The sequence below is a fragment of the Capillimicrobium parvum genome (assembly GCF_021172045.1).
Lineage (GTDB): Bacteria > Actinomycetota > Thermoleophilia > Solirubrobacterales > Solirubrobacteraceae > Capillimicrobium > Capillimicrobium parvum.
This window is the reverse complement of the sequence record NZ_CP087164.1, coordinates 3,857,715-3,881,785: the sequence shown is the minus strand read 5'-3', so window position 1 is coordinate 3,881,785 and position 24,071 is coordinate 3,857,715. Positions and strand designations below refer to the sequence as shown.

Here is a 24,071-nt window from a genome sequence, read left to right as displayed (position 1 = left end):
AGTCACCGCGGCGGGGTAGCGGGACGGGATGCTGACCGTTCTCATCACCGGCGCGTCCAGCGGGATCGGCGCGGCCACGGCACTGCACCTCGATGCCCAGGGGCATCGGGTCTTCGCCGGGGTCGAGGCTCCCGACGACGGCCAGGCGGCGCTGGCGGGCGCCTCCGGCCGCCTGCGCCGCATCGTCCTCGACGTCACGTCCGCCGGGTCCATCGCCGCCGCCCTCGGCGAGGTGGAGGGCGAGCTGGGGGGCGCGCGGCTCGACGCGGTCGTCAACAACGCGGGCATCGCGGTGTCCGGGCCGGTCGAGCTGCTCCCCGTCGACGACCTGCGCCGCCAGCTCGACGTCAACGTCGTCGGCCAGGTCGCGGTCACGCAGGCGACCCTGCCGCTCATCCGCCGGGGGCACGGCCGGGTCGTGCTCATGAGCTCGATCGGCGGCCGCGTCGCCTCGCAGTTCGCCGGCGCGTACTACGCGTCCAAGCACGCGCTCGAGGCGATCGGCGACGCGCTGCGCCAGGAGCTCGACGAAGAGGACGTCCCGGTGGTCCTCGTCGAGCCGAGCATCATCTCCACGCCGATCTGGGAGAAGGCGATCGCCTACCTCGACGGCCTGGCGATGCGTGCCCCCGCCGACCGCTACGCCCGCTATCGCGATCGCATCGCGGCGTTCCGCGAGAACCTGCGCAGCGCCGACGAGAAGGGCCGCTCGCCGCAGGACGTGGCCGAGGTGGTGGAGAAGGCCCTGACGGCGGACAAGCCCGACGCGCGCTACGTCGTCGGCGCCGAGGCCAAGCTCCTCGGCGCGCTGCGCCCGCTCATCCCCGACCGCGTCGCCGACAAGCTCGCCGAGAGGACCGCGTCGCCGTAGGCGCAGCACGGTCCGCGGCCCCGGCGCAGGTATGGTGACGCGCACGATCGGCGGCGACCCCACTTCGTCCCGGGTCCGGCAGGATCTGCCGCCCGAGGCCCAGCCCCGGCGGCTGCTGCGCCGGGCGTTGCTGACGGTCCTGCTGCTGGCGGCGCTGGTGGCCGTCGTCGTCTTCGCCCCCGGGCTCGGCGAGGTGCGCGAGCGCCTGGACCATGCCGACCCGGCGTGGCTCGTCGTCGGCGTCGTGCTGGAGGCGCTGTCCTGCTGCTCCTACGTGGTCATGTTCCGGCCCGTGTTCTGCGCGGCGATGTCCTGGCGGACGAGCTGGGAGATCTCCTGGGTCGAGCTCGGCATGGGATCGATCGTCCCGGCCAGCGGCGCCGGCGGCCTGGCCCTGGGCGCCTGGATCCTGCACCGCGGCGGGATGCCGGGCGACCAGATCGCGCGGCGCTCGGTGGCGTTCTTCCTGCTCAAGAGCGGCGTGAACTTCGTCGCGGTCGCCGTGATCGGCGCCCTGCTCGCGGTCGGCATCGTCGGGCCGGCGCAGCCGCTGTGGCTCACCGCGCTGCCCGCGGTGCTGGCGATCGGGGTCATCGCGGCGGTCGTCGTCCTCGCCCGCCTCGACGAGCCCGCCCCGGCACCGGGCGCTGGGCGGGTGCGCCGCGCCTGGGTGGTGACCGGCCGCGTGCTCGCGGGCGGCCTCACCGAGGCGTCGCGCCTCGTGCGGGAACGCGACCTCGGCGTGCTGCTCGGCAGCCTCGGCTACTGGTTGTTCGACAACGCCGTCCTGTGGGCCACGTTCCACGCGGTCGGCGCGAGCCCCCCGGTCACGGTCATCCTCATGGGCTACCTCATCGGGCAGCTCGGCGGCGCGCTGCCGATCCCCGGCGGGGTCGGCGGCATCGACCTCGGGCTCGTCGGCATGCTCGTCGTCTACGGCGCGCCGGCCTCGGCGGCCGTCGCCGCCGTGCTCGCCTACCGCGTCATCCTGTTCTGGCTGCCGCTGCTGGGCGGGGCGGTGGCCCTGTGGTCGCTGCGACGGGCGCTGATCCGTTCGCAGCGCGCCGACATCTGCCCGCCGGCCGTCGGTAGCGGAGCATGACGCCCCCCACGGGCACCGCTCTCTTCTAGTGGCCCATCTCGCAACCATCGACCCGAAATGCGGGCCGTCGATCACCGCCATGCGGCGTCCTCGACCACTCGAAATCCCAGGGGGATTCCTTCGGGTCTGCGTCCTTGCCCGGCGGCGCCGACGACCCACCTTTCAGACCGATGGTTACGAGACGGACCACTAGTTGCAGACGCCGCAGCGCCCGGCCGAGCACACGCAGGCCGGGAGGAGGCGCTCGGCCGGCAGTCGTACCGGGCCCCACCGCCTGACCCATTCGCGCGCGCCCGGCACCGTGTGGTCGGCCCCTCCGGGCCATCCACGGTGGGTCAGGCGGTGCGCGAGCCGGGACAGCTCGCCGTCGGATCGGCCGGTGATGGCGTCGATGAGGCGGCGCAGGTCGGGGTCGGCGCGGTCGTCTTCCACGCCGACAGACCTACCACGCGGGTCGGCGGCTCAATCCGCCGCGGCGGCCCCACCGGGAGAGGCCGGCCGCGAGCGGCGGCGATCAGGTCGCCTGCGGGACCTTGGAGATCGCGTCCCGGTACATCTCCATCTGCGCTGCGATGCCCTCATTGACGTAGCCGTCCGTGATCGTCAGCTCGTCGACGATCAGGGTGGACTCCGTCATCAGCCGCTGGAACTCCGGGTCCTCCTTCACGGCGGCCAGCTGCTCCGCCGAGCCCTGCAGCTGGATGAACCCCTCCATGTGGGCATTGGGCATCAGCAAGGTCACGTCGAACTGCTCGATGCGACCGTCCTGCTGCATGCGCCCGTAGAGGCCGACGACCTCGTTGAAGTTCTCCATCGCGCGCTCCTCGCGCCCCCGGACGACAGCGCCCCAGGTGAGGACCAACGCTCGATCAGCCATGACCACCCCTCCGACCGTGGCCCGGCCCGATGCCGGGCCTTCCGGCCGATCCTCTCACCGCGGGCGGGCGGGTGGCAAGCTCACCCGCCGCGACTACGCGTCGATTCCCGCCGCCACCGAGCACGCGCGAGCTCGACCTCGCGCTCGCCGGGCGCTGAGCGCCGCGTCAGGCGACGTGGCGCTCGGCGTAGACCGACGCCATCTCGCTGAGATCCGCGACGAACCGCTCCCACGAGATCTCCGGCCCCGCCTCCTGCTCGGGCCAGGTGATGCGTGCGACCAGGGCGCCGAACGCGACGCGGAAGATCGTGGCGGCGACGACGTCGGGCTCCGGGCAGCCCTCCGCGCCGAGCGCGCCGGCGACGCGGTCGGTGAACCGCCCGGCCGCGTCTCGGACGGCCGTCGCGCCGCGTTGCGAGGACGCGGGGTCCGAGCCGCTGCGCAGGATCAGCGTGCGCAGGATGCGGGTGTGGCGCCGGAAGCTCTCCGACAGCTCGTGCACCGCCTTCGTGACCACCTCGGCCGCTCCCAGCCCGGCCCACGGCGGGTCCTCGTCGAAGACCGCGTTCTCGTGGCGCAGGCGCTCGACGGTGCGCTGGTGCACCGCGACGTAGAGCGACTCCATGCTGTCGACCCGCCAGTAGATCGCGCCGTTGGACACCCCGGCGCGCCGGCTGACCGCGGTGAGCGTGAAGCCCTCGAAGCCCTCGTCGGCCAGGAGCTCCTCGGCGGCGTCCAGCAACCGGTCCCACGTGTCCTGTCCGCGCTTCTGTCGGGGGGTGCGCACGCCGGCCACCGGCGGATCGTACGACTCGGCCTTGACGCCGTGGAAAAGATTAGAGATGGTGCTCTAGAGAGTTCACTCTGGTTTGGAGGAGACAGGGTTGGAGCGACAGACCGAAGCGCTCACCGCCGTTCATCACGCCGAGGTGGTCGGCTCGTTGTTGCGGCCGGACGAGCTCGTCGCCGCGCGCGCGGAGATGCGCGCCGGCCGGCTCGACCCGGCGGACTACCGGGCGATCGAGGATCGCGCGGTGGATGCGGCGCTGCGGCTGCAGGAGGATTGCGGCGTCGACGTCGTCACCGACGGGGAGATGCGCCGCGACATCTTCTTCGACTTCCTGATCAAGGGCGTGACGGGGATCGTCATGCAGCCGGCCTACACCGTGCGCTTCCACGACCACACGGGCGAGGACAGGATGAGCGTGCAGATCCCCTTCTCGGTCGCCGAGAGGATCAGCGCGCTGCCGTGCCCCGCCGTGGAGGAGTTCCGCTACGCGCGCGAGCGGACGTCGAAGCCTCTGAAGGTCACGCTGCCCGGCCCGATCATGATGCTCGGCCTCTGGGGCGACGTGTCCCGGGACGCCTACCCGGACCCGCTGGAGCTGGTCGCGGACGCGGGGGCGGCGATCAAGCGGTGGATGGGCGAGCTGGCCGAGGCGGGCTGCACGTTCATCCAGCTCGACATGCCCGACCTCATCGACGTCTACTGCGACGCGAGCGTGCGCGCCGAGTACGACGAGCGCGGGATCCCGTCGCGCGAGCTGATCGCGCTGGGGACCGACCTCGCCGTCGAGTTCGGCGCACTCGAGCTGCCCGGGGTGAAGAAGGCGATGCACCTGTGTCGTGGCAACGGCACGGAGGCGTGGATCGCCGAGGGCGGCTACGAGGACTTCTCCGAGCACGTCTTCCGGCGCGCCACCGGCTACGACGTGTTCCACCTCGAGTACGACGACGACCGCTCCGGCGGGTTCGAGCCGCTGGCCAACCTGCCCGACGACAAGGTCGCGGCCCTCGGGCTGGTGTCGACGAAGTGGACGCAGATGGAGGACCCGGCCGTGCTGGTCGCGCGGATCGAGGACGCGGCGCGGTATCACCCGGTCGAGCGGCTCGCGCTCGCGCCGCAGTGCGGGTTCGCGTCGGCGAGCGAGACGGCCGAGCAGCGCCGGCTCACGCCGGAGACGCAGGAGGCGAAGCTGCGACTCGTCAGCGAGGTCGCGCGCGAGGTGTGGGGTTGAATGCGGTCATGACCGCACGGGTGACGAGTGACCTGCTGCTGGTGGGCAGCCTGCCGGTGGATTCGACCGAGGCGGCGTTCCGCGCCGGCTCCGAGCTGTTCGGCAACCTGGTGTTCGCGCTGCCCGACGGCGAGACCGGCCCGCGCGGCGGTTGGGTCAGCTACGAGCGCGAGCGTCTTGCGCGCCCCAATCCCGGAGTCGAGGTCGTGGAGGAGACGGCGTCGCCGACGGGGCTGCCGCGCCACGCGTACGAGACGCCGGTCTTCGCGGTGCGCGGGGGCGTCGAGGCGCTGCACTGGGACAGCTGGCCGCGCATCGACGACGCGATCGCCTCGTACGCGACGTTCTGCGACCTGCGCGAGCAGGGCGTGATCGCGGATGGGCTGCGCTTCCAGATCGGGCTGCCGTTCCCGTCGAGCGCGATGAACGCGTTCAAGGCGGACTACGCGCGCGACTACCCGATCGCCGCGCGCGGGTTCGAGGACCTCGTCGCGCGGGAGCTGGTGCGGCTCGCCGAGGCGATCCCGCCGTCCGACCTGGCGATCCAGTGGGATCTGGCCTACGAGACGCAGGACATCGAGGGGGTGCTGGCGTGGACGCCCGAGGGCGGCTGGGAGCGCTTCGCCGGCCCGGTGACGCGGCTCACGCGCCTGATTCCGGAGGACGTCCTCGTTGGCTACCACCTGTGCTACGGCACGTTTCCCGAGTGGCCCATGTACGAGGCGCAGGACATGAGCGTGCTCGTGCGGATGGCGAACTTCGCCGTCGCCGAGTCGGGCCGGCCGGTCGACTGGCTGCACCTGGCCGGCCCGCGGTACCTGCGCAGCGAGGACAGGCGGTTCTTCCGGCCGCTCGCGGATCTCGACGTCGGCGCCACGCGCGTGTTCCTCGGGATCGTGCTGCCGATCGACGGGGTCCCCGGGCTGCGCCGGCGCCACGCGACGGCGTCGCGCTACCTCGACGACTTCGGCGTGGCGATGTACTGCGGGTTCGGGCGCCAGCCCGGGCGTGACGGCCAGGAGACGATGCGCGAGCACCGCGACGTGGTGCGGGCCGTGTTGAACGAGAGGAGCGGTACATGAGCAAGGCCCAGATCCGCGCGGACCACGTCGGCAGCCTGCTGCGCCCGCAGCGGCTGATCGACGCGCTGTCGCGGGAGACCGGTATCGACGTGTCCGAATCGCACGCGACGGACTTCAGCATCGACTTCGCGGCGGCGGACCAGGCGGCGATCGCCCAGGTCACCGGGGACTTCATCCGCGAGGCGGTCGCCCGCCAGGAGGCGATCGGCCTCGACGCCGTGACGGACGGCGAGTTCCGGCGCGCGTTCTTCATGGGCTCGTTCGACCAGGCCGTGAGCGGCTGGGCCAAGAGCGACGACACGATCACCTTCCACAACGACGAGGGGGCGGTGGAGATCGAGGCGCGGCCGGTCGTCGCCGAGCGCCTCGAGGTGATCGCGACACCGGGCGCCGACGAGGCCCGCCTCGTCGCTTCGCTCACCGATCGCCCGGTGAAGGTGACCTTCCCGGCGGCGTCCTCGCTCGCGACGCCGCAGATGTTCAAGCCCGGCGTCACCGACCGCCACTACGCGAGCTTCGAGGAGATGGCCATGCACCTCGGCCAGATCCTCCGCGGCCAGATCGACGCGGCGATCGAGGCGGGCGCGACCTACGTGCAGCTCGACTACCCGGCCTATCCACTGCTGCTCGACGATCGCTTCCGGGCGTTGCTCGGACCGGGCGCCGACGCCGTGCTGGAGGCGAGCTTCGCCGCCGACGCGATGATCGTGCAGGGCGTGCCCGATCACGTGACGACCGGCCTGCACCTGTGCCGCGGCAACTTCCGCGGCATGTGGATGGTCGACGCGAAGCTCGACCCGATCGCCGACCGGTTCTTCTCGCTGCCCTACGACGTGTTCCTCGTCGAGTGGGACGACACGAGCCGGATGGGCGACTACGCCGCGCTGCGGGGCGTGCCCGCCGGCGGTCCGACGGTGGCGATGGGGCTCGTCTCGACGAAGACCGGGGCGCTCGAGGACGAGGGCGATCTGGTGCGCCACATCGAGGAGGCGGCGCAGCTGGTCGACCTCGACCAGCTCGCGCTGTGCCCGCAGTGCGGCTTCGCCTCGGAGATCGCCGGCAACGCGTTGACCGAGGACGAGCAATGGGCGAAGCTGGAGCTCGTGCGCCGGGTCGCCGATCGCGTCTGGGGCTGAGGGAGCGGGCGCTTGACCAGCTAATATCCTTAATTCCGACCGAGATTCATCCACCGCGCCCCGAAGGAGACACTCATGGCGCTCACCATCGGCGACACCGCCCCCGATTTCGAAGCCGACACGACCGAGGGTCGCATCAGCTTCCACGACTGGATCGGCGACGACTGGGCCGTGCTGTTCTCGCACCCGCGCAACTTCACCCCCGTCTGCACGACGGAGCTCGGCTACATGGCCGCGATCAAGCCGGAGTTCGATCGCCGCGGCACGAAGATCATCGGCCTCTCCGTGGACCCGCTCGACAACCACGAGAAGTGGGCCCAGGACATCGCCGAGACCCAGGGCACCGCGCCGAACTACCCGATCATCAGCGACGCGGACTTCAACGTGTCCAAGCTCTACGGGATGCTGCCCGCCGACGTGGACGGCGACCCGACGGAGCGCACCCCGGCGCAGAACGCGACGCTGCGCAACGTGTTCGTCATCGGGCCCGACAAGCAGATCAAGCTCGTGCTGATCTATCCGATGACGACGGGCCGCAACTTCGACGAGGTGCTGCGCGTCATCGACTCGCTGCAGCTCACCGCCGAGCACAAGCTCGCCACGCCGGCGCAGTGGCAGCCGGGCGACGACGTGATCATCACGGCGGCGATCTCCAACGACGAGGCCAAGGAGCGCTTCCCGGACGGCTGGGACGAGCCGCGGCCCTGGCTGCGCGTCGTCAAGCAGCCGTAGCGCCTCCGCCGCGCAGGCGGGCGCACCCGCGCCCGCCTCGTGGCCCGGGGTCCGTCATGCGCGTCCGCCGTCGGGCAGGCCCCCCGCCGTCCACGTGTCGAGGACCATGAGCGTCTTCGTGCCGGTGACGTTGCCGCTGCGCCGCAGGAGATCGATCACCCGCGTGAGGTCGTGGATGTCCTTGACGCGGATCCACACGAGCGCGTCGGGGTCGCCCGCGGTGGTGAAGACGGCCTGGACCTCGGGCAGGCCGGCGGCGACGCCCTTGATGTCCGCGACCTTCGTGTCACCTGCGAACGTGAGCTCGGCGAACGCCTCGAGCGTGCGGCCGAGGCGCGCCTCGTCGACGCGGATCGTGTAGCCCGTGATGACGCCGAGCGTCTCCAGCCGGTCGATGCGGCGCTTGACCGCCGACACGGAGAGCTTGACCTCGCCGGCGAGCTCGGCGAGCTTGGCGCGGGCGTTGGCCCGGAGCAGGTCGAGGAGGCGGCCGTCGATGGCGTCGAGCGAGTCCATGCAAAGAACGCTACCGATCGACGCCTCCAACGCGGATTCTTTGCGCAACGTAGGCCGTTCGGCCTGATTTGCTGGCGCTCACGCGTGCGAGGTGGTTTCGTGCGGGCATGGCCTCCGGCTCGCTTCACCCTGAGCAGACAACGTCGCGCGAGCCGTCGATCGAGACGCTCGAGGCAGTCCAGCGACGGGTGCTGTGGCTGGCGACGAGCATCATCCACCACGCCAACAAGGTCCGTGAGACCCCGTCGGGCGTGAAGGTCGGCGGCCACCAGGCGTCGTCGGCGTCGATCGTGAGCATCATGACCGCGCTGTACTTCGACTTCCTGCGCGGGCCCGACCGGGTGTCGGTCAAGCCGCATGCCGCGCCGGTCCTGCACGCGATCAACTACCTGCTCGGGCGCCTCGACCGGTCCTACCTCACGCGGCTGCGCGAGTTCGGCGGCCTGCAGAGCTATCCGTCGCGCGTCAAGGACCCGGATCCGGTCGACTTCTCGACGGGGTCGGTCGGCATCGGCGCCACCGCGACCCTGTGGAGCGGGCTGGCGCACCGCTACGTCGCCGGGCACTTCGACGTGCCGCAGGGCGGCCGGCAGGTCGCGCTCGTCGGCGACGCCGAGCTCGACGAGGGCGCGATCTGGGAGGCGCTGATCGACCCCATGGTCCCCAAGCTGGGCGAGACGATGTGGATCGTCGACCTCAACCGGCAGTCGCTGGACCGCGTCGTGCCCGACATCGCGGCCGGGCGGATCGGCGCGATGTTCGACGCGGCGGGCTGGCAGACGATCACGGTGAAGTACGGCCGGGTGCTGCGCGAGCTGTTCGCGCGGCCGGGCGGCGAGGCGCTGCGCACGCGCATCGACGAGATGACCAACGAGGAGTACCAGCGCCTCCTGCGCGCGACCGACGAGGATCTGCGCGAGCGCCTGCCGGGCGAGGGCCGGGGGCGCAAGGACGTCGGGCGGGTCATCGCCGACCTCGACGACGCCCACCTGCGCGCGGCGGTGCGCGATCTCGCCGGCCACGACCTCGCCGACCTGCTCGACGCGTTCAGGAGCGCCGACGAGGTGACCGACCGCCCGTCGGTGATCTTCGCCTACACGATCAAGGCGTGGAGCCTGCCCACCGAAGGTCACCCGGCCAACCACTCGGCGCTGCTGACCGCCGAGCAGTGGGAGGACCTCGCGCAGGCGATCGGCGCCGACACCGGCGATCCGTGGGCGCCGTTCGCGGACGGCAGCGAGGAGGCCGCCGTCTGCCGGGCGACGGCGCAGCGGCTCGCCCGCCCCGGCATCGAGCCGCGCCCCGCCCCGGAGGTCCCCGCCGACGTGGGCCGCGCGCACGCGGGCAGGGCCTCGACCCAGCAGGCGTTCGGGCGGTTCTTCGTCGACCTCGCGCACACCGCGCCGGAGGTCGCGCGCCACGTCGTCACGGTCAGCCCCGACGTCGCCTCGTCGACGAACCTCGGCGGCTGGATCAACCGGGTCGGGGTGTGGAACCCCGGCGACCGCATCGACTGGTTCGCCGACGACACCGACACGCTGGTGCGCTGGCGCGAGTCGACGCACGGCCAGCACATCGAGCTCGGCATCGCGGAGGGCAACCTCGTCGGGCTGCTCGGCGAGCTCGGCGCCACCTGGTCGCGCGACGGCCAGCCGCTGATGCCGATCGGGACGATGTACGACCCGTTCGTCAACCGCGCGCTCGAGCCGTGGTCGTTCGGGATGTACGCGGGCGGGCAGTCGATCCTGGTCGGCACGCCGTCCGGCGTCACGCTCGCTCCGGAGGGCGGCGCGCACCAGTCCATCACCACGCCGTCGGTCGGGCTCGAGCAGCCGCGCTGCGTCGCGTGGGAGCCCGCGTTCGGCCAGGACCTCGAGTGGACGCTGCTGCACGCGCTCTCGCGGCTGGGCCGGCCCGACGGGACGTCGGCGTACTTCCGGCTGAGCACGCGCCCGGTCGATCAGGGCCTCGCGGCGGTGCCCGAGGACCCGGAGGCGCGCGACCGGCGCCGGCGGGCGGTGCTGGCGGGCGGCTACGCGCTGCGCCGCGCGCCGGGGACGCCGCAGGTGACGCTGGTCGGGATGGGCGTGATGATGCCCGAGGTCCTGGCCGCCGCCGACGAGCTCCTGGGCGCCGGCATCGCCGCCGACGTCGTGTGCCTCACGTCGGCCGACCTGGTCTTCCGCGCGGTGCAGGCGCGCCAGGGCCTGGGCGCCGGCTCCGATGCCGTGCTCGACGCGCTGTTCCCCGCCGAGCGGACCGCCCCGATCGTGACCGTCCTGGACGGCCACCCGCACACCCTGTCGTTCCTGTCGGCGATCGCCGGAGCGCCGATCGCGTCGCTGGGCGTCAGCGACTTCGGCCAGTCCGGCGACGTCGAGGACCTCTACCGCGCGTTCGGCATCGACACCGACACGATCGTCGGCGCCGCCATCGACCTCACCAGCTGAAGCGAGCCATGCACGACATCACCATGCCGCGCCTGTCGGACTCGATGGAGACCGGCACGATCCTCAAGTGGCTGATCGAGGACGGCCGGCCCGTCGCGGCGGGCGAGGACCTCGTCGAGATCGAGACCGACAAGGCCACGATGACCCACCAGGCCGAGGACGAGGGCGTGCTCGAGATCGTGGCGCCGGAGGGCAGCGAGCTCGCCGTCGGGGAGGTCATCGCGCGCGTCGGGGCGCCGGTGAGCCGGGTCGGCGACGGGGGCGAGGACGCGCCGCCCACGTCGCCGCCGCGGCGCGAGGCGGCGGCGCGCGCGGTCGCTGCCCCGCAGCCCGCAGCCCCGGTGTCGCCCGTCTCCGGCAACGGCACGGCGACGGCCGTGCGCGCGACCCCGCTCGCCCGCCGGGCGGCCGCCGTGCACGAGATCGCGCTCGATGCGCTGCGCGGCAGCGGCCCGGGCGGGCGCATCACCCGGGCCGACGTGCTCACGGCCGCCGGTGTCGAGGTGACGCCCCTGCGCCAGGCCGCGGCGGCTCCGGCGGCCGCCGCCGGTCTCGAGGCGCCGCCCGTGCGCCAGGCCGTCGCCGCGCCGCCGCGCGACCCGGCTCGCGGCGACGTCGAGGTGCACGAGCCGACGCGCGTGCAGCAGCTCATCGCCCGCCGGATGGTCGAGTCGGCGAGCACCGTTCCGCACTTCCAGGTGCAGACGGAGGTCGTCATGGACGCCGCGGTCGCCCTGCGTGCGCAGCTGAAGACGCAGGCGGCCGGCGACGGCGTCGTGCCCTCGTTGAACGATTTCGTCGTCAAGGCGTGCGCGCTGGCCCTGCGCGACCATCCGCGGGCCAACGGCAGCTACCGCGACGGCGCGTTCGAGCTGCACGCGCGCGTGAACGTCGGCGTGGCGGTGGCCGCCGACGACGCGCTCATCGTGCCCACCGTCTTCGACGCGGACCGCAAGTCGCTGGGCCAGATCGCGCGCGACGTCCGCGAGCTCGCCGGCCGCGTGCGCTCGGGGGCGATCCGCCCCGACGAGCTCGGCGGCGGGACGTTCACGGTCTCGAACCTCGGCATGTTCGGCATGACCGCGATCACGCCGGTCATCAACGTGCCGCAGGCCGGGATCCTCGGCGTGGGGGCGCTGCGCGAGGTGCTCGCCCGCGTCGACGGCGAGATCGCCGACCGGACGCTCATGACGCTCACCCTGTCGTGCGACCACCGCATCCTCTACGGGGCGGACGCCGCGCGGCTGCTGGCCGACATCCGCGATCTGCTCGAGACGCCGCTGCGCCTGGCGCTGTGACCAGGCCGGCGTCCTGGATCCGGGATACGGTCCGGTCATGAGGCGCCTGGGGGTCGACGTCGGCGGCACGTTCACCGACCTGCTCGTGATCGACGAGGAGGGCGGCCGCGTGTGGGTCGAGAAGGTCCCGACGACCACCGCCGATCCGGCCGAGGGCGTCATGCGGGGCGCGCTGCGGCTCATCGGTGCCGCCGGGATGGACCCGGGCGAGCTCGACCACTTCCTGCACGGGACGACGATCGCCACGAACATCGTGCTCGAGCGCAACGGCGCACGCGCCGGGATGGTCACCACGGACGGCTTCCGCGACATCCTGCACACCGCGCGCCACCGCCGGCCGCTGACCTTCTCGATCTACCAGGAGGTCCCCTGGCAGGACCATCCGCTGATCCGCCGCGAGCTGCGGATGCCGGTGCCCGAGCGCGTCACGCCGCCCGACGGCGACGTCGAGACGCCCCTCGACGAGGACGCCGTGCGCGCCGCCGCCCGCCGGCTCGCGGAGGAGGGGGTCGAGGCGGTCGCCGTGTGCTTCCTGTTCTCGTTCCTCAACGGCGCGCACGAGCGGCGCGCGCGCGAGATCCTCGAGGAGGAGCTGCCCGGCGTCTACGTCTTCCTGCGCAGCGAGGTCGCGCCGCGCTACCGCGAGTACGAGGCGTTCTCCACGACCGCGCTGTGCGCCTACGTCGGGCCGAAGACGAACCGCTATCTCGAGCGGCTCTCCGCGAGCCTGCGCGAGTCCGGCCTGCGCTCCGAGCTGCACATGATGACTTCGGCCGGGGGCGTGGCGACAGTCGACGGCGCCACCCGCCAGCCCGCGAACCTGCTCATGTCGGGTCCCGTCGCGGGGCTCATGGGCGGAATCTGGGCGGCGCGGCTGGCCGGGTTCGACAGCGTGATCACGCTCGACGTCGGCGGCACGTCGGCCGACATCGGCGTCGCCCCGGACGGCGAGCTGCGCATCAAGCACCTGCTCGACACCAGCGTCGCCGGCTACCACGCGATGCTGCCGATGGCCGAGCTCGACACGATCGGCGCCGGCGGCGGGTCGCTCGCCTACGTGGACGGGACCGGCATGTTCCACGTCGGGCCACAGTCCGCGGGCGCCGAGCCGGGTCCCGCCTGCTACATGCGCGGCGGCACGCGCCCGACCGTGACCGACGCGATGGTCGTCCTCGGCAAGCTGCGCCCGGAGTCGTTCCTGGACGGCGCCATGCCGGTCGATCCGGCGCTGGCCGAGCAGGCGCTGCGCGAGCACGTCGCCGGGCCGCTCGACATCAGCGTCGCGGAGGCGGCGGCGAGCACGGTCGGCGTCGTGACGCATTCGATGATCCAGGCGATCGAGCTCAACTCGGTCCAGAAGGGCTACGACCCGCGCGACTTCACGTTCGTCGCGCTCGGCGGTGCGGGCGCGCTGTTCGCCTGTGACATCGGCCAGGAGATGGGCCTGCCGCGTGTCGTCATCCCGCCGCACCCCGGCATCACGTCCGCGCTGGGACTGCTGGCGACCGACACGCTCTACGAGTTCTCGACCACCGAGATGCAGCCGCTGGCCGGGCTCGACTGGGAGCGCCTGGTGGCCGACTACGCGGCGCTCGACGACGCCGCGCTCGAGCAGCTGCACCGCGACGGCATCGCCGACGACGCGATCGAGCTGCGCCGGTTCGCCGACTGCCGCTACGCCAACCAGGGCTATGAGCTGATGGTGCGCGTCCCCGCACTCGAGGGCGACCCGCAGGCGTGGGCCGCGACCGTGGAGGAGGCCTTCCACGCGGAGCACGAACGCGTGTACTCGCGCCGGTTCACCGGCGACGTGGCGCTCGTCAACGTGCGGACGATGGGCGTCGGCCGCCGGCCGGAGCTGGCGTGGCCCGAGCTCCAGCCGGGCGACGGCGACCCGTCCCGGGCCATCCGCCACGAGCAGGACGTCCTGTTCGGCGTCGAGGGCCGTCCGCAGCCGACCCGCACGCCGTTCTACGACCGCGGGCGCCTGCGCGCGGGCGACCGCCTCTCCGGGCCGGCGATCGTCGAGCAGTTCGACGCCACCACGGTCGTCAACCCCGGCGTGGCGTGCCGCGTCGATCGCCACGGCAACCTCATCCTGGAGACGAGCCCCGCATGAGCGAGACCGCCTCGCGCCCGCGCGCGGAGATCGATCCCATGACGCTGCGCGTCCTCGGCGGCGCGTTCGGCTCGATCGCCAAGGAGATGGCGCAGGTCATCTTCCGCACCGCGTTCTTCCAGATCATCCGCGAGGCCGAGGACCTCGGCGCCGGGCTCTTCACCGCCGACGGGCAGGAGATCGCCGAGTCCGAGACCACCGCGATGCACTGCGGCTCGATCGGCTCCTACCTGCGCGGGATCATCGAGATCCACGGCGACGACATCCATGACGGCGACGTCTTCCTGCACAACGACCCGTTCCACGGCGCGTCGCACATGGCCGACGTCTGCATCGCGATCCCGATTTTCTGGGACGGACGGCTCGTCGCGTGGGCGGCGGACACCGCGCACCTCGCCGACCTCGGCTCGGCGTCCGCCGGGCTGTGCACCGACGCGTTCGACACGTACGCCGAGGGGCGCAACTACCAGGCGCTGAAGATCGAGGCGCGCGGCGTACCCAACGAGGAGCTCATGCGCCACGTGTTCGGCAACGTGCGCACGCCCGAGCTCAACCGCGGCGACATCGAGGCGCTCTACACCGCCTCGCAGCTGGGCGCGCGGCGCTTCCGGGGGCTGCTGGAGAAGTACGGCGCCGACGTCGTCCTCGGCGCGGCGCACGCCTGGATGGACCACTGCGAGCGGCTGCTGCGCGCCGAGATCGCCAAGGTGCCCGACGGCGACTACGCGGCGCCCGTGCAGTGGATGGACGACGACGCCAAGCACCGCGACCACCCGCTGAACGTCAACGTCACCGTGCGCAAGCGCGGCAGCGACATCACCGTCGACCTGACCGGCAGCCACCCCGAGGTCGAGACCGCGGTCAACTCGCCGCTCGAGGGCTCCACGAAGATCGCGGCCTACTTCATCATCCGCACGATCTTCCTCGACCAGGCGACGCACGACGCGTTCATCCCGAACAACGAGGGGATGTTCCGCCCCGTCCACGTCGAGGCGCCCGAGGGCTCGCTGTTCAATCCGCGCTTCCCGCGCGCGACGTACGCGCGCTTCTGCGCGTGCCAGATCGCCGCCGACAGCGTGCTGCTCGCCCTGGCCGACGCGCTGCCCGAGCAGGTCTGCGCCGGCACCGGGGCCGAGGTCCACGTCATCGCCTTCAGCGGCATCGACGAGGCGAGCCGGCGCTACTGGGTCTACGTCCAGGTCAACGAGTCCAGCTGGGGCGGGCGGTTCGGCAAGGACGGCATGGACTCCATCGGCTGCCTCATGGAGAACATCCGCAACAACCCCATCGAAGAGGAGGAGATGTCCTTCCCGGTGCGGGTGGAGCGCTACGAGCTGCGCGACGAGGGACCCGCGCCGGGGCGCTGGCGCGGCGGGCTCGGCGTCGTCCGCGCGACGCGCTTTCTCGGCGAGGGTTGGGTGACGTCGGAGGCCGAGCGCCAGCTCGACAGGCCGAAGGGCATCTTCGGCGGCCACGACGGGCGGACCGCGAGCACGACGGTCACCCGGGCCGACGGCAGCGAGGTGTCCCTGCCGTCGAAGTTCACGACGTTCAAGCTCGAGCCGGGCGACCGCATCGAGTTCCGCACGGCGTGCGGCGGCGGCTACGGGCCGGCGCTCGAGCGCGACCCCCAGCTCGTGGCCCGCGACGTGCGCGACGAGCTGCTGACGGCCGCCGACGCGCGCCGCGACTACGGCGTCGTGCTCGATCCGGCGACACTCGAGCTCGACGCCGCCGCCACGGCGCGCGAGCGGGCGGCCGCCGGGGCTGTCCTGGGGTGAGCGCCGGCCGGCTGACGAAGACCCTGCTCGACGACAGGGTCGTCGAGTTGCTGCCCGCGCGCCTCTGCTGTCTACCATCGCGCTGCTCGGCGCCGAGGACGCCAACCGACCCCACCAGGAGACGCCGCATGACCGAGCTCGGACCGCATCTGCTGCTGCACTACGACTACGTCGACGACATGGCCGAGCGCCGCGTCCCGCACCGCGAGGCGCATCTCGCGTACCTGCGCCGGTGGCGCGACGACGGCCGGCTCCTGATGGCGGGCGCGGTCGGCGACCCGGTGCACGGCGGGCTGCTGGTCCTGCGCGGCAACGACCCGGCGGTGGCGGAGGAGCTGGCGGCCGGGGACCCGTACACCGACGCGGGGCTGATCGTCTCCTGGCGCGTCGAGCCCTGGACCGTCGCCGTGTGAGCGTCGTGCGGGAGCGCTCGGCCCCCTGCGGACGGGCAGCAAACCCTCCCCGTTGAGCAGGCGCGTGCCCCCGGACGGCCCGGGATCATCCCGTCATGGAGAGACCGTCCACGCAGTACGACCAGACGCTGGCGTCGCTCGCCGGCGAGTTGCCCGGCCCGTTCGCGTTCGACGATCTCGTACGCCGGACCGAGGGCATCGACGTCCCGCCCGGCGCGGCGTGGGACTGGTGGCGGCGCGCCCAGGACTCGGGCGCGCTGGTGTTCGCGGGCGTGCGCCCGCACAGCGAGCTCGACTTCGTCGGGCCGCGGCTCTACGTCCTCGCGGACTAGCCGTCATCTGATGCCCCGGCCGATCGTCCTCGGCGTCGTCGGCGACTCGGGCGCCGGCAAGACCACGCTCACGCGCGGCCTCATCCGCGTCCTCGGCGATGAGCACGTGGCGCGGCTGAACGCCGACGACTACCACCGCTATGACCGCCGGATGCGCCGCGAGATGGGCATCACGCCGCTGCATCCGGAGTGCAACCACCTCGACATCCTCACCCAGCACCTGTTGCACCTGCGCCGCGGCGAGCCCGTCCTCAAGCCGGTCTACGACCACCGCGACGGGACGCTGCGGGCGCCGGCGTACCTGCGCCCGGCCCGCTTCCTCTGCGTCGAGGGGCTGCTGAGCTTCCACACCGAGACGCTGCGCAGCGCCCACGACGTGCGGGTCTTCCTCGCGCCGCCGGAGGACCTGCGGCGCGGGTGGAAGGTGACTCGCGACTGCACCCGGCGCCAGTACACGACCGACGAGGTCCTGCGCGAGCTCGACCGCCGTGAGGCCGACGCCATCGCCTACATCGCGCCGCAGCGGGCGTACGCCGACCTCATCGTGACCTTCACCGCCAGCCGGACCGACGACCCGTCGCACCTGGACGCCGACGTGCTCCTGCGCGACTCGCTCGAGCACCCCGACCTGACGCCGCTGCTCGAGGTCGACCACGGCGGCGTCGCGCTCGTCCGGCGCGGGCGCGACCTGCTGCTGCGGATCCCGGGCGACCTGACCGCGGCGCAGGTGACCGGCCTGGAGGAGTCCGTCTGGGACCGCATGAGCTTCGCCAGCCACCTGCGGGCGCGCCGTCTGGGCGAGTTCACGGTCGGGACGAGCCTGCGCCGCTCGAACTCGCTGGCGATCGTGCAGCTCATCGTGCTCTACCACCTGGTGACCGCCCGCGCGACGGTCGCGCTCGGTGGCGACCCGGTGCGCTCGGAGTGGTCCGCCGGGGTGGCGCCCGAGCCCACGTAGTCCTGGCGCACGGATAGTGCCCGCGTTATAGGTTGGCGGTCTCCCATGGCCGTGACCCTCACACAGCTGCATGCGTTCCTCGCCGTCGTCCGGCGCGGCTCGGTCACTGCCGCGGCCGCCGAGCTGGTGGTCACGCAGCCGTCGGTGTCGGCTGCGGTGGCGGCGCTGGAGCGGGAGGTGGGCGTCGAGCTGACCGAGCGCGTCGGGCGTTCGGTGCGGCCCACGGCCGCGGGCCGGGCCTACGCCGCGTACGCCGCCGACGTGGTCGGCCTGCTCGACCAGGGTGCGCGGGCGGCCCGCGAGGCGGAGGACGTCACGCGGACCCTGCGCCTGAGCGCGGTCACGACCGCGGGCGAGTACCTCGTGGCCCCGCTCGTGCGCGCGTTTCGCGAGCACCGCCCCGGCGTCGAGATCAGCCTCGACGTGGGCAACCGCGGCGACGTCTTCCAGCGGCTGGCCGACCACGAGGTCGACGTCGCGCTCACCGGGCGCGTGCCCGAGGACGCGCGCCTGGAGGGCGTGCCGTTCGCCGACAACGACTTCGTGCTGATCACCGCGCCCGAGGACCCGCTGGCCCGGCGACGGTGGGTGGCGGTGGAGGAGCTCCGTGGGCGGCCTTGGCTCATCCGCGAGGTGGGCTCGGGCACGCGCACGTTGTCGGAGGAGTACCTGGCGGCGCATGGGCTCGACCCGCAGCGGCTGACGTTCGGCTCCAACGGGGCCATCAAGCAGGCGGTCCGCCTCGGGCTCGGGATCGCGCTGCAGTCGCGCTTCGCGGTCGCGCTCGAGCTCGAGCTTGGCCTGCTGGCGTCGCTGCGCCCGCGAGGCGGCGTGCCGCGCCGCGCGTGGTTCGTCGTGCGCTCAGCCGTGGGCCCGGTCCGGCCCGAGGTCGTCGACTTCATGGCGTTCGCCGGCTCGAACGCCGCTCGCCGCGCGCTCGCGCAGGCGCGCCCCGCGCCGGCGGGTTGAGTCAGGCCGCCGCAGGCGCGCGCTCGCGCAGGCGCGCCCGGCGCCGGCGGGTTGAGTCAGGCCGCCGCAGGCGCGATCTCGCGTTCCAGGACGGCGTCGAGCGCGGCCGTCACCCGGTCGGCGATCTCGGTCGTCGCGTTCTCGCCCATGAGCCCGATGCGCCACATGGGCGGTGCCTGGGGCCCGAGCCCGCCGCCGATCTCGATGCCGTGCTCGCGCAGCATCCGCTCCTGCACGCGGCGGCCGTCGACCCCGTCGGGCACGTGCACCGCGGCGAGCGGGGCGAGCTGGTGATCGGGGTCGGCGATCAGCGACAGCCCACGGTGGGCGAGCGCCCGGCGCAGGTGCGCCCCGGCGTCCTCATGGCGCCGCCAACGCTCGGCCAGGCCCTCCTGCAGGACGAGGCGCAGCGCCTCGTGCAACGCATAGACCATCAGGACGGGAGCGGTGTGGTGGTAGGTGGTCGGCCGGGTGACCCAGTAGGCCTCCAGCAGCTGCAGGTCGAGCGAGAACGGCACCGGTACCGTGCGCGCCCGCACGCGTGCCATGGCCCGCTCGGACACGACGAGCGGCGACAGGCCGGGCGGCGCTCCGAGACACTTCTGCGTGCAGGAGTAGGCGACGTCGACGTTCCACTCGGCCACGTCGAGCGCCACCCCGCCGAGCGTCGTGACGCAGTCCGCGAGCAGCAGCGTGTCCGTGTCGCGATCGCGCAGCGCGGCGCCGAGCTCGGCGAGGGGGTGCTCGACGCCCGTCGAGGTCTCGCCGTGCACGACGCCGATCAGCCGGGCCCGCGGATGGCGGTCGTGGGCGGCGAGCAGCGCGTCGTTGGACACCGCCTCGCCCCAGCCGGCCTCGACCTCGACGACCTGCGCGCCATGGCGGCGGGCCATCGCCGCCATGCGCCGGCCGAAGAAGCCGTTGACGGCGACGATCGTCGTGTCGCCCGGCTCGAGGAGGTTGGACAACGCGGCCTCCATGCCGCTGGAGCCGGTGGCCTGGAGCGCGATCGCCAAGCCGTCGCGGGCGCCGAAGGCCGCGCGCAACATGGCGGTGACGTCGTCGAGGATCCCGTGGTAGCCGGGGTCGAGATGGCCGAGCATCGGCCGCTGCATCGCGGCCAGCACCGGCGGCGCGACGTTGCTCGGCCCAGGGCCGCAGAGAAGCCGCGGCGGGGGGTCCAGGCGGACGGGGAGGGCGGCGAGGACGGTGGGCATCGGCGGAGGCTACGGCGCGGAACCTAGCGAGCACAATTGAATCTTTCACGTTGAGCCATAGAGCTGACTCGATGCATCGAGCGTGTCATCGCACCCATGTCAATTCCTCTACGGATCCTTGCGCCGGCGGCGGCGCGCCCGTTGACTGCCCGCCCCATGAGCCACGAGCCCACGCCATCCCGACTGCACCGCAGCGAGCTCGCCGTCCCCGGCAGCAACGTCCGCATGCTCGAGAAGGCGCCGCACCTCGGCGCCGACATCGTCATGCTCGACCTCGAGGACGCGGTCGCGCCCGACGACAAGGACCAGGCGCGCCGCAACGTCATCGACGCGCTGCGCGAGCTCGACTGGAGCGGGTGCTCGGTCTCGCTGCGCATCAACGGCCTCGACACGCCGTTCGCGTACCGGGACCTCGTCGACGTCGTCGAGGACGCGGGCGAGCACATCGACACGATCCTGCTGCCGAAGGCGTCGTGCGGGGCGGACGTCCATCTCGTCGCGACGCTGCTCGCCCAGATCGAGGCGGCGGTCGGGCTGCGGCGGCGGATCGGCATCTCCGTCCTCATCGAGACCGCGCTCGGAATGGTGAACTGCGAGGAGATCGCGAGAGCCTGTCCCGAGCGGATGGAGGCGATGGTCTTCGGCGTGGCCGACTACGCCGCGTCGCTGCAGAGCCACACGACCTCGATCGGCGGGGCGAACCCGCATTACTCGGTGCTCACCGACGGCGATCAGCGCGACCGCCACTGGGGCGACCAATGGCACTACGCGCTGTCGCGCATCGCCGTCGTCTGCCGCGCGTACGGGCTGCGGCCGGTCGACGGGCCGTTCGGCGACTTCACCGACCGCGATGGCTACCTCGCCGCCGCGCGCCGCGCGGCCGTCCTCGGCTACGAGGGCAAGTGGGCGATCCACCCCTCCCAGATCGCGCTGGCCAACGAGGTGTTCACGCCCGACCCGGCGCTGGTCGAGAAGACCCACCGGATCGTCGAGGCGATGCGCGATGCCACGGCGTCGGGCCGCGGGGCGGTGTCGCTGGACGGCCGGCTCATCGACGCGGCCTCGATCCGCATGGCGGAGAACCTCCTGGCCAAGCTCGAGCAGATCGACGCCCGCGCCGGGGTCACCGCGCTCGCCGCGCAGGCCTGACCGCGTTCCTCCTCGCGCACGCCGACGCCCGACCCGCCCGATGGAGGACGTTCGATGCTCGACCACGTGATCCTCAGCATCCGCGACCGGCCCCACGCAGCGCCACCGACGGGTCCGGCGAGTCGATCTCGCGCTGATCGCGATCGGTGACTGAAGGCACCCGACCGACCTGTGACCTGAGTCACCGATTCAGATCACCGACGACGATCATTGACACGCTCGAAGGGCGTCCTTAGGGTCGGCCGCATGATCCTCGGACGGACCGTTGCCAGCCGGTGATCATGGCGTTTCGACCTGTCGTCGAGACCGCGCCGCGGGGCCGAGCAGGTCACATCCCCTGCTCGCCGACGGCATCCGGCAGCACGTCTTCGAGGACGGCGACAGCACCGCCGAGGTAGACGCGCCCCTATTCGCCCTGAACCTCATAGACGGTCTCCTCGGGTCGGGCTCCGATCAGCTCACCGTATCGCGCGATCGCTTCCTCGGCCTCCTCGCGGAATGCGGCCAAGGTCTCGGGACTCGCGAACTCGTCGAGGTCGAGGACTTCGCCGTCGCGATGCGTGCGCCGGTGCGCGGTCATGTACCGGGCGGCGGCTGCGCCGATCACCTTCATGACCTCAGGATGCTCCGCCTCGACGCGTTCTACGGTGCCGATGTCGGCGGCGATGTGGACCGTGATGAGCAATGCCACTGGTGACTCCCTTCCGAAGGCGCGTCTGCAACTGGCCTGAGCGCGCTGCTGAGTACGGCACCCTGGACGAGCGTGGCGCCAGTTATCGCACAGACATATCGTTATATGAGATCTACATGAATAGCAAACCAGCCCGCGGTAGATCGACGACATGGAAGGGCGGTCACCGCCGGCGAGCGTGCCGCCAGAGACATTGGGGGTTCTGCATGGCTGAGCACAGGACAGACGTGGTCGTCATCGGCGCCGGGTTCTCCGGCATGGTCGCCGCCCGCGAGTTGCGCCATGCCGGGCTGAGCGTCACCGTGGCCGAAGCACGCGATCGCATCGGTGGCCGGACATGGACCGACGAACGGCTCGGTGGGCTGAAGCTGGAGATGGGCGGCGCGCACATCCACTGGAGCCAGCCGTTCCTCTGGGCGGAGATCCACCGCTACGCGCAGCCGATCCACCGCAACGAGGACCCCGAGCGCACCAACTGGCTGATCGACGGCCGCTTCCACGCCGGCGACGGGGGAGAGCTCGTGGCGCGGCTCGCGCGCGGATTCGAGCGCTACTTCGCTGACGCCCTCGACGTCTTCCCGCAGCCGTTCGAACCGCTGCTCAACCGCGACGCCGTCGCCCGGCTCGACCGGCAGTCGGCGGTCTCACGCCTCGACGGACTCGGCTACGACGCGGACGAGAGGGCGCTGCACCACGCGATGTGGTCGCTGAACTTCTGCGGGCCGTTCGAGGAGGGCAGCCTCGCTCAGGCGGTCCGCTGGGGCGCGCTCGCCCACGTCGACGGCGAGTTTCTCTTCAGCGCACTCGACGACTACAAGCTCGGTAACGGCATGGGCGCGCTGATCGACGCCATCGCCGATGATGCCGGCGCCGAGGTGCGGCTGTCCGCGGTCGTCAACGCGGTAGAGCAGGACGACGCGGGCGTCCGTGTCGTGCTCGACGGTGGCGACGTCCTGGCCGCGAGCGCCGCGATCGTGACGGTGCCGATCAGCACGATGGGCGCCATTGCGTTCTCGCCGTCGCTGTCGGCGGGCAAGCAGGCGGTGATCGCGCAGGGCCAGGTCTCGCGCGGGTTCAAGCTGTGGATGCGCGCCCGGGTGGACGATCCCGGTCCGTGGATCGCGATGGGCACGGTGCCGCACCCGGTCACGTTCGCGCGGCGCGAGACGGATCTCGGCGAGGGCGAGGTGCTCGTGCGCGCGTTCGGCTCCAACGCGCGCGCGCTCGACCTGACGTCGCTGTCCGACGTGCAGGCGGCGATGGAGCCGCTGTACCCAGGCATCGAGATCCTCGACATCGCCTGCCACGACTGGACCACGGACCGGTTCGCGCGTGAGACATGGCCGATGTTCAAGGTCGGCCAGGTTGCGGAGGGACTCGAGGCCCTGCGCGCCCGTGAGGGACGCGTCGCGTTCGCGGGCTCGCTGCTCGCCAACGGATGGACGAGCTTCGTGGACGGGGCGATCGAGACCGGGCTGGCCGCCGCGCACGACGTCAAGCAGCTCTTGCGCGCGGATCGGGCGCGGTCTCGCGTCGGTGCGCGGAACTGTGCGCATAGGAGTCTTAGCGTGCGATAATCGCATGAGGGTCGATGGCGAAGATGCGACGCGGGGAAGGACTTCGCGGCGCGATACGCCGACGCCGTGTACACGGCGCAGCAGACTCTCGCGGACGCCCAGTCGTTCTACGCCGATCTCAAGCAGCGGACGGCAGACGCCGGACGGGACCCGCGCACGCTGAAGATCCTCCCGGGGTCGTCCCGATCCTCGGCGAGACGGTACGCGAGGCCCGAGCGGCCGCCGACGAACTCGATCAGCTGATCATCCCGGACTACGGGCTCACGATGCTCGCGGAGGTCCTCGAGATCCGACGGGACCTCCTTGTGCTTGACCAGCCATTGCCGGACGCGGTGCCCGATCCTGAGACGATCGAGGGCAAGCAGACGGGCGAGCCTCATCGTGAACATGGGTCGCCGCGAGCAGCTCACGGTCCGTCAGATCCTCGGCCGCCTGGCGTCGGGCACCGGCCACTGGACGGTCGTCGGCAGCTATGAGCAGATCGCCGATGTGTTGGAGGACTGGTTCGCGAGCGGGGCGGCCGACGGTTTCAACCTGATGCCTCCGGTGCTGCCGTCGTCGATGCGGCAGTTCATCGACGGTGTCGTGCCGATCCTCCAGGCCCGCGGCCTGTTCCGCGTCGAATACGACGGCGTCATGCTGCGTGAGCACTACGGGCTCGAGCGGCCGGCCAACACCCTCACCGCGGCGAGCGCCGGATGACAGCTCAGGGGACCCCGAGCGACAGGCTGTGCGCGCGGTTGGGATCCTCGATGACGATCAGCGACCCGTCCCATCGACGGT

General features: G+C 72.2%; 23 protein-coding genes. 17 read left to right on the top strand and 6 right to left on the bottom strand.

Going from position 1 to position 24,071, the window contains the following annotated elements; all coding sequences use genetic code 11:
• The first annotated feature begins 28 nt into the window (after nucleotides 1-28).
• Both DSM104329_RS18905 and DSM104329_RS18900 read left to right on the top strand, forming a co-directional pair.
• Complete coding sequence (locus tag DSM104329_RS18905) at nucleotides 29-871, top strand: SDR family oxidoreductase (protein ID WP_259311405.1); 843 nt, start codon at nucleotides 29-31, stop codon at nucleotides 869-871.
• A gap of 31 nt (nucleotides 872-902) precedes the next feature.
• Nucleotides 903-1,973, top strand: coding sequence for a lysylphosphatidylglycerol synthase transmembrane domain-containing protein (locus DSM104329_RS18900; RefSeq protein WP_259311404.1), 1,071 nt, complete (start codon nucleotides 903-905; stop codon nucleotides 1,971-1,973).
• A gap of 189 nt (nucleotides 1,974-2,162) precedes the next feature.
• On the opposite strand, the gene DSM104329_RS18895 is transcribed toward DSM104329_RS18900, so the two are convergent.
• From DSM104329_RS18895 to DSM104329_RS18885, 3 genes are all read right to left on the bottom strand, one after another.
• A complete protein-coding gene (locus DSM104329_RS18895) occupies nucleotides 2,163-2,405 on the bottom strand; it encodes a hypothetical protein (RefSeq protein ID WP_259311403.1) in 243 nt (80 codons plus the stop codon).
• 82 nt (nucleotides 2,406-2,487) lie between these two features.
• The gene (locus DSM104329_RS18890) at nucleotides 2,488-2,850 is read right to left on the bottom strand and encodes a hypothetical protein (RefSeq protein WP_259311402.1); all 363 of its coding nucleotides are present in this window, start codon (nucleotides 2,848-2,850) and stop codon (nucleotides 2,488-2,490) included.
• Nucleotides 2,851-3,016: 166 nt separating this feature from the next.
• Nucleotides 3,017-3,646, bottom strand: a complete 630-nt coding sequence (locus tag DSM104329_RS18885; protein ID WP_259311401.1) for a TetR/AcrR family transcriptional regulator — start codon at nucleotides 3,644-3,646, stop codon at nucleotides 3,017-3,019.
• Between the two features lie 88 nt (nucleotides 3,647-3,734).
• Here DSM104329_RS18885 and DSM104329_RS18880 point away from each other — a divergent pair, with 88 nt between their 5' ends.
• The 4 genes from DSM104329_RS18880 to DSM104329_RS18865 all read left to right on the top strand — a co-directional run bounded on the left by DSM104329_RS18880 (nucleotide 3,735) and on the right by DSM104329_RS18865 (nucleotide 7,818).
• Nucleotides 3,735-4,868 carry a cobalamin-independent methionine synthase II family protein gene (locus tag DSM104329_RS18880; protein WP_259311400.1) on the top strand — a complete coding sequence of 378 codons (1,134 nt, stop codon included), beginning with the start codon at nucleotides 3,735-3,737 and terminating at the stop codon, nucleotides 4,866-4,868.
• An 8-nt stretch (nucleotides 4,869-4,876) separates the two neighbouring features.
• On the top strand, nucleotides 4,877-5,950 hold the full coding sequence (locus DSM104329_RS18875; protein WP_259311399.1) for a hypothetical protein: 1,074 nt from the start codon (nucleotides 4,877-4,879) through the stop codon (nucleotides 5,948-5,950).
• A complete protein-coding gene (locus DSM104329_RS18870) occupies nucleotides 5,947-7,086 on the top strand; it encodes a cobalamin-independent methionine synthase II family protein (RefSeq protein WP_259311398.1) in 1,140 nt (379 codons plus the stop codon). The genes DSM104329_RS18875 and DSM104329_RS18870 overlap by 4 nt, the downstream gene beginning before the upstream one ends.
• Before the next feature lie 75 nt (nucleotides 7,087-7,161).
• Complete coding sequence (locus tag DSM104329_RS18865) at nucleotides 7,162-7,818, top strand: peroxiredoxin (RefSeq protein ID WP_259311397.1); 657 nt, start codon at nucleotides 7,162-7,164, stop codon at nucleotides 7,816-7,818.
• Nucleotides 7,819-7,872: 54 nt separating this feature from the next.
• Here the strand turns inward: DSM104329_RS18865 and DSM104329_RS18860 are convergent, their stop codons facing one another.
• Nucleotides 7,873-8,334 carry an Lrp/AsnC family transcriptional regulator gene (locus tag DSM104329_RS18860; protein ID WP_259311396.1) on the bottom strand — a complete coding sequence of 154 codons (462 nt, stop codon included), beginning with the start codon at nucleotides 8,332-8,334 and terminating at the stop codon, nucleotides 7,873-7,875.
• 107 nt (nucleotides 8,335-8,441) lie between these two features.
• Here DSM104329_RS18860 and DSM104329_RS18855 point away from each other — a divergent pair, with 107 nt between their 5' ends.
• From DSM104329_RS18855 to DSM104329_RS18820, 8 genes are all read left to right on the top strand, one after another.
• Nucleotides 8,442-10,784: a transketolase-like TK C-terminal-containing protein gene (locus tag DSM104329_RS18855; protein WP_259311395.1), complete on the top strand. Its 2,343-nt coding sequence runs from the start codon at nucleotides 8,442-8,444 to the stop codon at nucleotides 10,782-10,784.
• Between the two features lie 8 nt (nucleotides 10,785-10,792).
• Nucleotides 10,793-12,082, top strand: a complete 1,290-nt coding sequence (locus DSM104329_RS18850) for a dihydrolipoamide acetyltransferase family protein (protein ID WP_259311394.1) — start codon at nucleotides 10,793-10,795, stop codon at nucleotides 12,080-12,082.
• A 37-nt stretch (nucleotides 12,083-12,119) separates the two neighbouring features.
• On the top strand, nucleotides 12,120-14,201 hold the full coding sequence (locus DSM104329_RS18845) for a hydantoinase/oxoprolinase family protein (RefSeq protein ID WP_259311393.1): 2,082 nt from the start codon (nucleotides 12,120-12,122) through the stop codon (nucleotides 14,199-14,201).
• The gene (locus DSM104329_RS18840) at nucleotides 14,198-15,982 is read left to right on the top strand and encodes a hydantoinase B/oxoprolinase family protein (RefSeq protein ID WP_259311392.1); all 1,785 of its coding nucleotides are present in this window, start codon (nucleotides 14,198-14,200) and stop codon (nucleotides 15,980-15,982) included. Before DSM104329_RS18845 ends, DSM104329_RS18840 begins: the two co-directional genes overlap by 4 nt.
• Nucleotides 15,983-16,110: 128 nt before the next feature.
• Nucleotides 16,111-16,395 (top strand): YciI family protein, encoded by a 285-nt coding sequence (locus DSM104329_RS18835; RefSeq protein WP_259311391.1) that lies wholly within the window; start codon nucleotides 16,111-16,113, stop codon nucleotides 16,393-16,395.
• Between the two features lie 95 nt (nucleotides 16,396-16,490).
• Entirely contained in the window at nucleotides 16,491-16,727 is a 237-nt protein-coding gene (locus tag DSM104329_RS18830) for a hypothetical protein (RefSeq protein WP_259311390.1), read from the top strand.
• A gap of 10 nt (nucleotides 16,728-16,737) precedes the next feature.
• On the top strand, nucleotides 16,738-17,685 hold the full coding sequence (locus tag DSM104329_RS18825) for a phosphoribulokinase (protein ID WP_259311389.1): 948 nt from the start codon (nucleotides 16,738-16,740) through the stop codon (nucleotides 17,683-17,685).
• 45 nt (nucleotides 17,686-17,730) lie between these two features.
• Nucleotides 17,731-18,654 carry a LysR family transcriptional regulator gene (locus DSM104329_RS18820; RefSeq protein ID WP_259311388.1) on the top strand — a complete coding sequence of 308 codons (924 nt, stop codon included), beginning with the start codon at nucleotides 17,731-17,733 and terminating at the stop codon, nucleotides 18,652-18,654.
• A gap of 56 nt (nucleotides 18,655-18,710) precedes the next feature.
• Here the strand turns inward: DSM104329_RS18820 and DSM104329_RS18815 are convergent, their stop codons facing one another.
• Complete coding sequence (locus tag DSM104329_RS18815) at nucleotides 18,711-19,871, bottom strand: pyridoxal-phosphate-dependent aminotransferase family protein (RefSeq protein WP_259311387.1); 1,161 nt, start codon at nucleotides 19,869-19,871, stop codon at nucleotides 18,711-18,713.
• A gap of 156 nt (nucleotides 19,872-20,027) precedes the next feature.
• Here DSM104329_RS18815 and DSM104329_RS18810 point away from each other — a divergent pair, with 156 nt between their 5' ends.
• A complete protein-coding gene (locus tag DSM104329_RS18810) occupies nucleotides 20,028-21,020 on the top strand; it encodes an HpcH/HpaI aldolase/citrate lyase family protein (RefSeq protein WP_259311386.1) in 993 nt (330 codons plus the stop codon).
• Nucleotides 21,021-21,426: 406 nt separating this feature from the next.
• On the opposite strand, the gene DSM104329_RS18805 is transcribed toward DSM104329_RS18810, so the two are convergent.
• Complete coding sequence (locus tag DSM104329_RS18805) at nucleotides 21,427-21,711, bottom strand: hypothetical protein (protein WP_259311385.1); 285 nt, start codon at nucleotides 21,709-21,711, stop codon at nucleotides 21,427-21,429.
• Nucleotides 21,712-21,938: 227 nt separating this feature from the next.
• Here DSM104329_RS18805 and DSM104329_RS18800 point away from each other — a divergent pair, with 227 nt between their 5' ends.
• Nucleotides 21,939-23,288: a flavin monoamine oxidase family protein gene (locus tag DSM104329_RS18800; RefSeq protein ID WP_326924446.1), complete on the top strand. Its 1,350-nt coding sequence runs from the start codon at nucleotides 21,939-21,941 to the stop codon at nucleotides 23,286-23,288.
• A 387-nt stretch (nucleotides 23,289-23,675) separates the two neighbouring features.
• Nucleotides 23,676-23,990 (top strand): LLM class oxidoreductase, encoded by a 315-nt coding sequence (locus tag DSM104329_RS18795; protein WP_259311384.1) that lies wholly within the window; start codon nucleotides 23,676-23,678, stop codon nucleotides 23,988-23,990.
• The last annotated feature ends 81 nt before the right edge of the window (nucleotides 23,991-24,071 follow it).